Raw genomic sequence first — 11,913 nt, 5'->3', positions numbered from 1 at the left:
CGGCCCGGCAAAGCGCCATGAAACAGTTGCTGACGAAACTGTGCGACGGATCAGGATGGCCGTTGCATGCGGAAAATATCGCGCGTGCGGGTATAACCGCTGCCACCGAGGCGGCCGACCAGGTCGAGGCGAGCCGGGTCGATACGCCCTTCGCCATCCAGAACCGCCTCATCGATATGTGCCAGCAAGACTTCGGCGAAGATCAGGTGGCAGTTCGGCGCCTGCCGCGGATAGGGCTGGATCTCCGCCACCCGACACTCGAACACCACCGGTGCAGCGGCCACTCGCGGCGGTGCCACGCGCAACGAAGCCTCGCGGGCGATGCCGCACTGCTCGAACTCGCTGACTTGCGGACCGAGCAGCGCGGCCGTGGCGTTCATCGCCTCGGCCAGGGCAAAGGGCACCAGCTGGATCACCAGCTCGCCGGTATCACGCGCATTGCGCAGGCTGTCCTTGAGGCTGCCGTCGTCACGGCTGCCGACGTTGATCATCAGGGTCGGCGGCTGATCACTGATCACCTGGAAGAAGCTGAACGGCGCCAGGTTGTCGACGCCCTCGGGCGAGCGCGTCGAGACCCAGGCGATGGGCCGCGGCGTGACGGTCGCAGCCAGCCAGCGGTAGGCCTCCAGCACGCTCAGCTGAGCGAAATCGAGCAACATCTTCAGCGCCCGGCACGCGATTCGCGGATGTAGAAGCGCGCTTTCTCGGCATTGCGCGTGCAGCTCTGGTAACCCTCGAACTGCTGCGAGGTCTTGGCGCCGGTCAGCAGCGTCAGTGCCTTGGAGTAGCTCACGGTCCCCGCGAAGCCTTCGGCCTTGGCCAGGTCCAGCTCGCGCCAGGCGGCATCCAGCTGGTTGGCGCAACTGTCACGGTAGGCGGTCTTGGCGGCGCAACCGCTGAGGACCAGGGCCAACAGGGCCAGGGTGGCGATTCTCGTCATCTTCTCTCTCCTGGGAAACGGGTGTACGGCTTGGATACCCACGTGCGGGCAAAGTGCCCGGCGCAGCCGATTCTAGCAAAGCCGTCCTTGGCGCAACCGCTCTGCGCGGGTATGTTCGACGCTTCTGTGGGGGATTTGCCAATGAACAAGAAAGTGGCCCTGGTACTGGGCTCGGGCGGGGCTCGCGGTTATGCCCATATCGGCGTGATCGAGGCGCTGGAGGCGCGCGGCTACGAGATCGGCTGCATCGCCGGCTGTTCCATGGGCGCCGTGGTAGGCGGTATCTATGCCGCTGGCAAGCTCGACGAATATCGCGAGTGGACCGAGAGCCTGGACTACCTGGATGTGCTGCGCCTGCTCGACGTCAGTTTCCGCCTGGGCGCCATCCGTGGCGAGAAGGTGTTCGGCAAGATCCACGAGATCGTTGGCGAGATCGACATCGAACAACTCGCCATTCCCTACACCGCCGTCGCCACCGACCTGACCAACCAGCAGGAAATCTGGTTCCAGGAAGGCTGCCTGCACAAGGCCATGCGCGCTTCGGCGGCCATTCCCAGCCTGTTCACACCGGTCACCCAGGGCTCGCGCATGCTGGTCGACGGCGGCCTGCTCAATCCGCTGCCCATCGTGCCGGTGGTGTCCAGCCACTGCGACCTGATCGTCGCGGTCAACCTCAACTCGTTGAACCAGAAACAGTACAGCCTGCCGGTAATAGAGCGGCCGGCGGCGTTCAAGGGCAAGATCGACCAGCTGATGGGCTCGCTCAGCGCCCGTCTGCCCTTCCTCCGCCGCGATACGGACGAGGAAGAAGGCGAACGTTTGCTCACCGAGACGGACAACCCCTGGATCGAGCCGAAGCCGCCCAAGGATCACGAAGACAGCGCGCCCAAGTCGGCCAGCAGCTCGCAGGTGCTCGGCAACGTCGGCCCGGCCTCGCTGCTGGAGCTGGTCAACCAGAGCTTCGAGGCCATGCAGACTTCGCTGGCCCAGTACAAGATCGCCGGCTATCCGCCGGACATCCTGATCAACGTACCCAAGCGCGTGTGCCGCTTCTTCGAGTTCCACAAAGCGCCGGAGCTGATCATGCTCGGCCGGCAGATCGCCAACGACACCCTCGACAAGTACGAGCGCGAACACGGCTGACGCACCGCTCAGCCAGCGCGGACTACAGCTCGCGTAGGCGGTAACCGACGCCGGCCTCGGTAACGATGAAGCGGGGGGCGGCCGGATCATCGCCGAGCTTCTGCCGCAGGTGCCCTACCACCACGCGCAGGTAGTGGCTGTCCTCGACGTGGGTCGGCCCCCAGATGTCCTTGAGCAGCTGCTGCTGGGTCACCACCCGGCCGATGTGGCGGGCGAGCATGGCCAGCACCGCGTACTCCTTGCGCGTCAGCGCAACCTCGACATCGTCCAGAGTGACCCGCCGGTAGGCGAAATCCACACACAGCGGGCCGCTCGCTATGCGCGCCGCCTCCGGCTCGCCGGCTCCGGCCTGACGCAGCAGTACGCGCACCCGCGCAAGGAATTCCTGGATGGCGAAGGGCTTGGTCACGTAATCATTGGCGCCACCATCCAGCGCCAGCACCTTCTCGCCCTCGCTGGCCCGCACCGAGAGTACCAGCACCGGCACCTGCGACCATTCGCGCAGCTCGGCGAGCACGTCCTTGCCGTCCATATCCGGCAGGCCAAGGTCCAGCACCACCAGGTCCGGCTTTGTCAGGGCAGCCTGCGCCAGGCCGTCGCGACCGGTGCCGGCCTCCACCACCTGGTAGCCCTGCGCGCTGAGGCTGATACGCAGGAACTTGCGAATCTGCGCCTCGTCATCGATCACCAGAAGGGTTGCGCCATGGCCACTCATGCGGATTCGTCTTCCAGCTGGGGTTGCGGATGCAGCGGCAGATGCAGGGTCAGGCAGGCGCCGCGGCCATCCAGCCCTTCGCCCACCGTCACCCGGCCACCGTGGGCGCCAACCATGCCCTGGCAGATCGCCAGCCCCAGGCCGGTGCCCTGCCCGCCGCGGTCGCCCCTGGCGGCGGTATAAAACATATCGAAGATCTTTTCCCGTTCTGCCTCGGGAATGCCCGGCCCCTGGTCGGCCACGAGGATACGCAGCTCGTCCTGGTCGGCCTCCACGGCCAGCTGCAGGCGCCCCTGAGCGGGCGAGAAACGCGCGGCGTTCTCCAGCACATTGACCAGCGCCTGCTCGATCAGCGCCGCGTGTACATAGAGCAACGGCAGTTGCTGCGGCACCAGCAGTTCCAGCTGCAGCGGCGCCAGCACCGGACGCAAGCGCTGCACCGCACTGGCGACTATGTCTGCCGGCGCCACCCAGTCACGCGCGAGCTTGAGACCACCGTGGCCGAGCCGGGTCATGTCCAGCAGGTTCTGGATGTAACGGTCGAGGCGCTCGGCCTCGTCACGTGTGCCCTCGAGCAGCTCGCGCCGGTCGCTCAGGGGAATCTGCTCGCCCAGTGCCAGCAGGCTGTCAATCGAGCCACGCATGGCGGTCAGCGGCGTGCGCAGGTCGTGCGACACCGAGGCCAGCAATGCGCTGCGCAGTTCCTCGGTCTGCCCGTGCAGGCGCGCCGCTTCCAGGTCCTCGGCCAGCTGCGCACGCTCCAGCGCCTGAGCCAGCGGCTGGCCGAGGGCGGCGATCAACCGGCGGCGTTCCGGGCTGAGCGGGCGCTCGTCCTTGGGTGCGATGCCGAGCAGAGCCAGTGGGCCCTCTTCGCCTGCCAGCGGCCACCACCACCAGCGGCCGTTCGGCAGCGTGCCGCTGCCCAGGCCGGCCGGCTGGCCGTGCTGCCAGGACCAGTCGGCAGCAGCACGCTCCTGCTCGTTGAGCAGGCGCTGCACGCCGGCCTCGACCTTCCAGATGCCATCCCGGCTACGGGACAGCAGGCTGACTTCGACGTCGGACCACAGAGCGAACTGCTGCATAGCCGCGCTCAACACGGCCTGGCGGTCAGTGGCCGCCGTCAGCTTGCGCGACAGCTCCAGCAGCGCCGTGGTCTCCGCCTGGGTCCGGCGCAAGCTCTGCAGCTGTCGGCGCTGGCGGGTCGCCAGGTTGCCGGTGAGCGCCGCCATCAGCAGGAAGAACACCAGGGTCAGCACATCCTCCTGGCGGGCAATCTTCAGCGACAGCAGCGGTTCGATGAACAGCAGGTTGTAGGCCAGGAACGACAGCCCGGCACACAGCAGCGCCGGGCCCAGGGAGCTGCGCACCGCCACCACCAGCACGGCGGCGAGGAAGATCAGCGAGATGTTCGGCAACTCCAGTAGCCGCGACAGCCCCAGGGCCAGGCCGGAGGCCAGTACTGCAGCCAGCGGTGCCAGCAGATAGTCGCGCCACGGCAGTGCCGCACGGGCACGCGAACTGCCCTGGGCACGCTCGGCTTCGGTGTCCAGCACGCTGATTTCCAGGCCCTCGCCCAGGCTCAGCAGACGCTCGGCCAGGCCACGTCCGAAACGCCAGCGCCGGCGCAATCGCTGCCGACTGCGACCGACCAGAATCAGGCTGGCGCGACGCTCGCGCGCATGCTCGATCAGGGTGTCGGCCACCGAACTGCCGCGCAACAGCACCACCTCGCCGCCCAGGCGTTCGGCCAGCTGCTGGGCGGCCTGCAGGTTGCCCAGACGTTCCTCGTCACGCTCCGCGCCGGTGTCCACATGCACCACCGACCAGGGCAGATGACGCCGCTCCGCCACCCGGCTGGCGTGGCGCACCAGACGCTCGGCCTGGGCATCGCCCTCGATACCGAGCAGCAGGCGGCCACGCACGCTCGGCGCTTCCTGGCCCTGCTGGCGGTAACGCCGGTTGAGGTCGGCGTCGACCCGGGCCGCCGCCGTCTGCATGGCCAGCTCACGCAGCGCGGTGAGGTTGGTCTGGCTGAAGAAGGCGTCGATCGCGGCGCGCGCCTGCTCCGGTACGTACACCTTGCCCTCGCGCAGGCGCTCCAGCAGCTCGCGCGGCGGCAGGTCGACCAGCAGGATTTCATCGGCTTCCTGCAGCACCCAGTCGGGCAAGGTTTCGCGGACCTGCACACCGGTGATGTCGCGCACCTGGTCGTTGAGTGCCTCCAGGTGCTGGACGTTGACCGTGGTGTAGACGTCGATACCGGCGTCGAGCAGCTCCTGCACATCCTGCCAGCGCTTGGCATGGCGGCTGCCCGGTGCATTGCTGTGAGCCAGCTCGTCGACCAGTACCAGCTTGGGCGGATTGGCCAGCAGGCCATCGAGGTCCATCTCGGCCAGCGCTACGCCGCGATATTCCAGGTGCCGCAACGGCTGTTGTGGCAGGCCGGTGAGCATGGCCTCGGTTTCCGCACGGCCGTGGGTTTCGGCCACGCCGACGCGCAGGTCGATGCCCTGACGCTGCTGCGCCTGGGCCGCCTGCAGCATGGCGAAGGTCTTGCCCACACCGGGCGCCGCGCCGAGGAAGACCTTGAGCCGGCCACGTCCCTCGCGGGGCATCTCGGCCAGCAGCGCATCGGCGCGCAACGCATCACTCATGGGGTGTTCTCATGACGAATAGGGGCGCGATTGTCCGCCAGCGCCAGGTTCAGCGCCAGCACGTTGACCACGGCAGGGCCCACCAGGGGCCGCTCGGTGTGCTGCTCGACCAGGCGTTCCAGGTTATTTGCCGGGATGCCGCGAGCCGCGGCGACGCGGGCGATCTGCCAGCGCGCGGCTGCCGGCGACAGATGCGGGTCGAGACCGCTGCCGGAGGTGGTGACCAGTTGCATCGGCACTGGCGCGACGCCCTCGCCGACCAGGTGCTGGGCGTCCTGGGCGATGCGTTCGGCCAGGGCCGGGTTGCTCGGTGCCAGATTGCTGGCGCCGCTGGCCACGGTGGCGAAAGCGGCGACGGAAGGCCGCGGCTGGAACCACTGGTCGCCCTCGAAGTTCTGTGCCAGCAGCGTACTGCCGCGCACCTCGCCCTGAGCATCGCGCACCAGGCTGCCGTTGGCCTGCTCGGGGAAGGCCAGCTGGGCCACGCCGGTGACCGCCAGCGGATAAGCCACGCCGGTCACCAGGGTCATCAGGCCCAGCATGGCGATGGCCGGGCGGAATTGTTTAAGCATGATGGTTCTCCGAATCTTCAGGTTTACACCGAATCAGTCCCCTCTCCCATTTATGGGAGAGGGTTAGGGAGAGGGCTTCTGTGTGCCATTACCCTCTCCCCCGGCCCCTCTCCCGCAAGCGGGAGAGGGGAGGAAAATCACTGCACCAGCCCCACCGCCACCAGCAGCGCGTCGATAACCTTGATCCCGACGAAGGGTGCGAGGATGCCGCCCAGGCCGTAGATCAGCAGGTTGCGCCGTAGCAGGCTGGCGGCGTCCGGGGCCTTGACCCGCACCCCGCGCAGGGCCAGGGGGATCAGCGCGATGATGATCAGCGCGTTGAACACGATGGCCGAGAGGATGGCGCTCTGCGGGCTGTGCAGTTGCATCAGGTTGAGCGCGCCGAGCTGCGGGTAGATACCGGCGAACAGCGCCGGGAGGATGGCGAAGTACTTGGCCACGTCGTTGGCCACCGAGAAGGTAGTCAGCGCGCCACGGGTGACCAGCAGCGCCTTGCCCACCTGCACCACGTCGAGCAGCTTGGTCGGGTCCGAGTCCAGGTCGACCAGGTTGGCGGCCTCGCGGGCGGCCTGGGTGCCGTCGTTCATCGCCAGGCCGACGTCGGCCTGGGCCAGCGCCGGGGCATCGTTGGCGCCGTCGCCGCACATGGCGACCATCTTGCCTTCGGCCTGCTCGGCACGGATGCGCTGCAGCTTCTTCTCCGGCGTAGCCTCGGCGATCAGGTCATCCACGCCAGCCTCGGCGGCGATAGCGGCGGCAGTCAGCGGGTTGTCGCCGGTCACCATCACGGTGCGGATGCCCAGGCTACGCAGCTCGGCGAAGCGCTCGCGAATGCCCGGCTTGACCACGTCCTTGAGGTGAATGGCGCCTAGCAGTTGGCCGTCGCCGGCTACCAGCAGCGGCGTGCCGCCGCTCTGGGCGATCTTCTCCACTTCGCGGGCCAGCGGCGCCGGCATCTCCTCGCGGCTCAGGCCGAGGTAGAGCAGCACGGCATCCACCGCGCCCTTGCGATAGCTGTGACCGTTCCAGTCGACGCCGGACAGGCGAGTCTCGGCGCTGAAGGCGATAGCCTTGACTTCGCTGCGCGCCGGCTCTCGCAGCGTGGTCAGTGGACGCAGGTACTCGACGATGGATTTACCTTCCGGGGTATCGTCAGCCAGGGAAGCCAGCAGTGCCGCTTCACCCAGCTCCTTGCCGTTGATACCAGGGGCCTTGATCACCGCGCTGCAACGGCGGTTGCCGAAGGTGATGGTGCCGGTCTTGTCCAGCAGCAGCACATGCACATCCCCCGCGGCCTCCACCGCGCGGCCGGACTTGGCGATCACATTGAGGCGCACCAGGCGGTCCATGCCGGCGATGCCGATGGCCGAGAGCAACCCGCCGATGGTGGTGGGAATCAGCGTCACCAGCAGTGCGGCCAGGTATACGAGCGGCAGGTCGCCGTCGGCATAGCGGGCAAACGGCTGCAGGGTGGCCACCACCAGCAGGAAGATCAGGGTCAGGCCGATCAGCAGGATGTCCAGCGCCACCTCGTTGGGGGTCTTCTGCCGCTTGGCACCCTCGACCAGGGCGATCATGCGATCCAGGGTCGACTCGCCCGGGTTGGCGGTGATCTTCACCAGCAGCCAGTCCGACACCACGCGGGTGTTGCCGGTGACTGCCGAGCGGTCGCCGCCGGACTCACGGATCACCGGCGCGGATTCACCGGTGATGGCCGCCTCGTTGACTGCGGCAATGCCCTCGATCACCTCGCCATCGCCGGGGATCAGCTCGCCGGCCTCGACGCGCACGATATCGCCGCGGCGCAGCTGGCTGGCGGCAACCACCTGGTACTGCTCATCACCGACCTTGCGCCGCGCGGTCAGCCCCTGGCTGCCAGCCTTGAGGCTATCGGCGCGGGCCTTGCCACGGCCTTCGGCCAGGGCTTCGGCGAAGTTGGCGAAGAGCACGGTAAACCACAGCCACAGGGCGATCTGCACGGCCAGGCCGGTCGAGACGGCGGGGTTAGGCACGAAGCACAGCACCGTGGTAAGAACGGCGGTGATCTCCACCACCAGCATCACCGGCGAACGCAGCAGCTGGCGCGGGTCGAGCTTGACAAAGGCCTGCTTCAAAGCCGGTTTCCACAGCGCGGCGAAACTGGTCTTGGCCTGGTTTTTGGGGGTCTTGGCGCCTTGTTGCGCCTTTACAGGGGCATTCATCATGGTTCTCCGTTAGAACGCCAGGTGTTCGGCCAGTGGGCCCAGGGCCAGCGCCGGCAGGAAGGTCAGGCCACCGACCAGCAGGATGGTCAGTACCAGCAGGGTGACAAACAGCGGGCCGTGGGTCGGGAAGCTGTTGCCGTCCACCGGCGCACGCTTCTTCGCCGCCAGGCTGCCGGCAATGGCCAGGATCGGCAGGATGTAGCCGAAACGCCCGAGCAGCATGGCCAGCCCGATCATCAGGTTGTGGAATGGCGTATTGGCGCCAAAACCGGCGAAGGCCGAACCGTTGTTGGCGGTACCCGAGGTGTAGGCATACAGCGCCTGGCTGAAGCCGTGGGCGCCCGGGTTGGTGATGGAAGCCGCCGGGCCGTCCAGGCTCACCGCCAGGGCGCAGAACACCAGCACACCGACCGGCATCACCAGCAGGGTGGCGACCAGCAAGCGGACTTCCTTGGCCTCCAGCTTCTTACCCAGGTATTCCGGAGTGCGGCCGATCATCAGCCCTGCGAGGAACACGGCAATCAGGACGAACAGCAGCATGCCGTACAGGCCGGCGCCGACGCCGCCGAAAATCACCTCGCCAAGCATCATGTTGAACATCGGCAGCATGCCGCCGATGGCGCTGAAGCTGTCGTGCATGGCGCTGACCGAACCATTGGAGGCCGCCGTGGTGGTCACCGCCCAGAGTGCCGAGGCGATGGTGCCGAAGCGCGCTTCCTTGCCCTCCAGCGAGCCGGCCTGTTCGATCGGCAGCGCCGCCAGGGCGGGGTTCGGCTGGTATTCGGCCCACAGGGTGACGCCAAGGCTGGTGACGAACAGGATCAGCATGCTGGCCAGGATGGCGCGGCTCTGACGCAGGTCCTTGACGTAATGGCCGAAGGTGAACACCAGGGCGGCCGGGATCAGGATGATCGACGCCACCTCGAACAGGTTGGCCCAGGCGGTCGGGTTCTCGAAGGGGTGCGCCGAGTTGACGCCGAAGAATCCACCACCGTTGGTGCCCAGCTGCTTGATGGCGATCTGACTGGCGGCCGGGCCGAGCGGGATGCTCTGGTCGGCGCCCAGCAGGGTCTTGGCCTGCACGTAATCCATGAAGGTCTGCGGCACGCCCTGCCAGACCAGGAAGATGGCCAGCAGCACGCAGAACGGCAGCAGCACATAGAGCACGGCGCGGGTCACATCAACCCAGAAGTTGCCGATGCCGCCGCTGGACTTGCGCGCAATGCCACGGGCGAAGGCCACCAAGATGGCCAGGCCGACGGCCGGGCTGACGAAGTTCTGCACGCCCAGGCCGATCATCTGGCTGAAGTAACTCAGCGCCGCCTCACCGCTATAGGCCTGCCAGTTGGTATTGGTGACGAAACTCACCGCAGTGTTGAACGCCAGGGTCCACTCCAGGCCCGGCAGTTGCTGCGGATTGAGCGGCAGCAGGTGCTGCAGCATGAGGATGGTGAACAGCACCACCAGGCTGACCGCACTGAAGGCCAGCAGCGCCAGACTGTAGGTCTTCCAGTCCTGCTCACGCTCGGGGTCGACCCCGGACACCCGGTAGCACAGGCGCTCCGGCGGTTGCAGTACGGGGCTTAGCAAGTTGCGCTTGCCTTCCATGGCGTTGAAGAAATAGCGCCCGAGGAAAGGTGCCGGCACCAGCACCAGCGCGAAGAAGGCCAGAATCAGCCAGTAGTCTTGGACTTGCATGGGGCCTCCTAGCTCTGCCGTCCGGCGCGCAGCAGCGCAACCAGCAAATAAATGAAAAGCCCCAGGACCAGGCCCAGGGACACCCCGTCAAGAATGCTCATGTGTGTGCTCCGTTATGCGGTCTGTACCGCCTTGCCGGCATTGTTCTGCCGAGGCGCGTAAAGGAGCGATTGGCCTTGGAGCGCTGCGCATAAAGAATGCGTAAAGATCGCGGACCGAAATGACCGCGCAAAAAAAAAGGCCCGCATCGCTGCGGGCCTTTTGCATGACTGCACGAGGTTATTCGACGGGAACCTGTTCCTCGACGCTTTCCTCCTCCAGTTGCAGCTCCTGCATGGCCGGGTCTTCTGCACCCATGGCAGCGCCACCCATGCCCAGACCGGCGCCGCTGGCGAAGGCCATAGCGACGAATTCCTCGACGCTCATCTGCTTGCCGTTGAAGTCCACCTTGTCGTCGGCGTAATGCAGGCTGGTGACGATGTTGTCACCCTCCAGCTTGGCCAGCTCGGTGGACAGCGCCATGCCGCTGGCCATCTCGGTCATCATCGACGCCTGCTGGGCAACCGCTTCCTTGTCGGTTTCGCCGGCGAAGGTCGCTTGCAAGCCGATCACGTCGCTCATCATCGCCTTGGAAACGGCGACCTTGGCGTCCAGCTGGGTGATCAGCTGCTTGGCCAGCTCCGGGGCCGGCAGTTCGAAGGACTCGGGCTTGGCGAAGTCCAGGGCCAGGCTCACGCTGCTTTCACCGTTGGCGGTCTTGAACGCCAGCTTCTCCAGGGCGATCCCCGGATTGGCGGCCAGCAGTTTCTCCAGGTCCACCATCAGCTGGGCCTTTTGCGCCTCGGACAGTTGCGGCAGATCGTCCTCGGCTTCCAGGCTGGCCTGCTGCAGCTGGCCGGTGCTCTTGATGATGTCGCTGTACAGCGCCAGCAGCGATTGCAGGGCCGCCGCATCGATGTTCTTCACGCTGGAGACCATGTCCATGCCACCGATGTCCTGGCCCTGGTAGCTGACCATGCCGATCTTGTAGGTGGAACGGGCGGCCAGCTTGCCGTCGGCTTCGCTGGTCTCGTCGAGCTGGGAAATGTCCTTGGCCAGGATCGGGGCGTTGGCGCCGATCACCAGCTGAGCGGTCTGCAGCTTGACTTCGTTGCGGCCCAGGTAGAAGTCGCTGCTGCCCTTCTCGGTCTGGCTGTTCAGGGTCAGGCCCTTGAACTCGATGCTCAGCGCTTCCGGACTGTCACTCAGCTTGGTGCTGACCTTGAGGCTGTCCATCAGGCCGCTGGCTTCGATCTGCTTGGCTTCGGCCGAGCTGTCGAAGTCGATGTTCAGGCCGCTGAAATCCAGGTTGCTGTCTTCATCCAGGGCTACCTGGACCGGGTTCAGACGCAGGTTGCCGGACACGGAACGGTCGTAACCCAGGCTGGCCTGGCCTTCCACCGGCGATTTGCCGTGGCTGGCGGCAAACCATTGTTCCAGGGCTGGGCTGGTTTCCAGGGCGTAATTGCTGGTGGCCATGACCGGCAGCAGCTTGAACGCCTTGAGGCGCGACAGCGGGAAAGGACCGTGTTCGATACGGTCGTTGATCACCAGTTCGAACTGCTGCGGCGCTTCGCCGTCGAGCGAGCCGTTGAAGGTGATGCGATAGCGCGCGTTGCTGCTGAAGAACTGGCGATCCAGCGAGAGCAACTCGATGGACGCATCCAGGCCCAGCGCCGGCAGGGTCTTGGCCATATCGGCATTGGCCTGCTTGATCGACTCGTCCAGCACCGAGGGCAACTGGTTGCCGGTGTACCAGGCGCCGCCCACGCCAATGGCGGCGACGGCAACAACTGCGCCTACAACGATACCTGCAGATTTCTTCATGGAGGGTCTATCCCTTGTGTAGTGTTGGTCTGTCTTCCCTGAACCGCCTGCGGCCTCTGCGGACCGTTAGATCACGGTTTGAGGCGGGCAAGGCTATCACTGCCCCGCATGCCCACCAAGG

General features: G+C 66.3%; 10 protein-coding genes. 1 reads left to right on the top strand and 9 read right to left on the bottom strand.

The window, feature by feature from the left end:
* Positions 1 to 50: 50 nt before the first annotated feature.
* The gene (locus PA6_RS05115) at positions 51 to 659 is read right to left on the bottom strand and encodes a flavin reductase family protein (protein ID WP_021699817.1); all 609 of its coding nucleotides are present in this window, start codon (positions 657 to 659) and stop codon (positions 51 to 53) included.
* A 2-nt stretch (positions 660 to 661) separates the two neighbouring features.
* The gene (locus PA6_RS05110) at positions 662 to 940 is read right to left on the bottom strand and encodes a hypothetical protein (RefSeq protein WP_021699816.1); all 279 of its coding nucleotides are present in this window, start codon (positions 938 to 940) and stop codon (positions 662 to 664) included.
* Positions 941 to 1,081: 141 nt separating this feature from the next.
* Here PA6_RS05110 and PA6_RS05105 point away from each other — a divergent pair, with 141 nt between their 5' ends.
* Positions 1,082 to 2,083, top strand: a complete 1,002-nt coding sequence (locus tag PA6_RS05105; protein WP_021699815.1) for a patatin-like phospholipase family protein — start codon at positions 1,082 to 1,084, stop codon at positions 2,081 to 2,083.
* A gap of 22 nt (positions 2,084 to 2,105) precedes the next feature.
* On the opposite strand, the gene PA6_RS05100 is transcribed toward PA6_RS05105, so the two are convergent.
* The 7 genes from PA6_RS05100 to PA6_RS05075 form a co-directional block, all read right to left on the bottom strand.
* On the bottom strand, positions 2,106 to 2,798 hold the full coding sequence (locus tag PA6_RS05100) for a response regulator (RefSeq protein ID WP_021699814.1): 693 nt from the start codon (positions 2,796 to 2,798) through the stop codon (positions 2,106 to 2,108).
* The gene (locus PA6_RS05095; RefSeq protein ID WP_021699813.1) at positions 2,795 to 5,452 is read right to left on the bottom strand and encodes a sensor histidine kinase; all 2,658 of its coding nucleotides are present in this window, start codon (positions 5,450 to 5,452) and stop codon (positions 2,795 to 2,797) included. Before PA6_RS05095 ends, PA6_RS05100 begins: the two co-directional genes overlap by 4 nt.
* Positions 5,449 to 6,024 carry a potassium-transporting ATPase subunit KdpC gene (gene kdpC, locus PA6_RS05090; RefSeq protein ID WP_021699812.1) on the bottom strand — a complete coding sequence of 192 codons (576 nt, stop codon included), beginning with the start codon at positions 6,022 to 6,024 and terminating at the stop codon, positions 5,449 to 5,451. The genes PA6_RS05095 and kdpC overlap by 4 nt, the downstream gene beginning before the upstream one ends.
* Before the next feature lie 137 nt (positions 6,025 to 6,161).
* Positions 6,162 to 8,228 (bottom strand): potassium-transporting ATPase subunit KdpB, encoded by a 2,067-nt coding sequence (gene kdpB, locus PA6_RS05085; protein WP_370453077.1) that lies wholly within the window; start codon positions 8,226 to 8,228, stop codon positions 6,162 to 6,164.
* Between the two features lie 9 nt (positions 8,229 to 8,237).
* Positions 8,238 to 9,926 carry a potassium-transporting ATPase subunit KdpA gene (gene kdpA / locus PA6_RS05080; protein ID WP_021699810.1) on the bottom strand — a complete coding sequence of 563 codons (1,689 nt, stop codon included), beginning with the start codon at positions 9,924 to 9,926 and terminating at the stop codon, positions 8,238 to 8,240.
* A gap of 8 nt (positions 9,927 to 9,934) precedes the next feature.
* On the bottom strand, positions 9,935 to 10,027 hold the full coding sequence (locus PA6_RS22665; protein ID WP_081693939.1) for a potassium-transporting ATPase subunit F: 93 nt from the start codon (positions 10,025 to 10,027) through the stop codon (positions 9,935 to 9,937).
* A gap of 178 nt (positions 10,028 to 10,205) precedes the next feature.
* The gene (locus PA6_RS05075) at positions 10,206 to 11,792 is read right to left on the bottom strand and encodes a YdgA family protein (protein ID WP_021699809.1); all 1,587 of its coding nucleotides are present in this window, start codon (positions 11,790 to 11,792) and stop codon (positions 10,206 to 10,208) included.
* Positions 11,793 to 11,913: the final 121 nt, after the last annotated feature.

This window comes from Aquipseudomonas alcaligenes NBRC 14159 (genome assembly GCF_000467105.1).
Taxonomy (GTDB): Bacteria; Pseudomonadota; Gammaproteobacteria; order Pseudomonadales; family Pseudomonadaceae; genus Aquipseudomonas; species Aquipseudomonas alcaligenes.
This window is presented reverse-complemented; position numbering and strand designations above follow the sequence as displayed.

What these genes read in the sequence shown, in the direction of transcription:
- PA6_RS05115 (WP_021699817.1), bottom strand. Translation starts at nt 659, where the DNA reads ATGTTGCTCGATTTCGCTCAGCTGAGCGTGCTGGAGGCCTACCGCTGG.
- PA6_RS05110 (WP_021699816.1), bottom strand. Translation starts at nt 940, where the DNA reads ATGACGAGAATCGCCACCCTGGCCCTGTTGGCCCTGGTCCTCAGCGGT.
- PA6_RS05105 (WP_021699815.1), top strand. Translation starts at nt 1,082, where the DNA reads ATGAACAAGAAAGTGGCCCTGGTACTGGGCTCGGGCGGGGCTCGCGGT.
- PA6_RS05100 (WP_021699814.1), bottom strand. Translation starts at nt 2,798, where the DNA reads ATGAGTGGCCATGGCGCAACCCTTCTGGTGATCGATGACGAGGCGCAG.
- PA6_RS05095 (WP_021699813.1), bottom strand. Translation starts at nt 5,452, where the DNA reads ATGAGTGATGCGTTGCGCGCCGATGCGCTGCTGGCCGAGATGCCCCGC.
- kdpC (WP_021699812.1), bottom strand. Translation starts at nt 6,024, where the DNA reads ATGCTTAAACAATTCCGCCCGGCCATCGCCATGCTGGGCCTGATGACC.
- kdpB (WP_370453077.1), bottom strand. Translation starts at nt 8,228, where the DNA reads ATGATGAATGCCCCTGTAAAGGCGCAACAAGGCGCCAAGACCCCCAAA.
- kdpA (WP_021699810.1), bottom strand. Translation starts at nt 9,926, where the DNA reads ATGCAAGTCCAAGACTACTGGCTGATTCTGGCCTTCTTCGCGCTGGTG.
- PA6_RS22665 (WP_081693939.1), bottom strand. Translation starts at nt 10,027, where the DNA reads ATGAGCATTCTTGACGGGGTGTCCCTGGGCCTGGTCCTGGGGCTTTTC.
- PA6_RS05075 (WP_021699809.1), bottom strand. Translation starts at nt 11,792, where the DNA reads ATGAAGAAATCTGCAGGTATCGTTGTAGGCGCAGTTGTTGCCGTCGCC.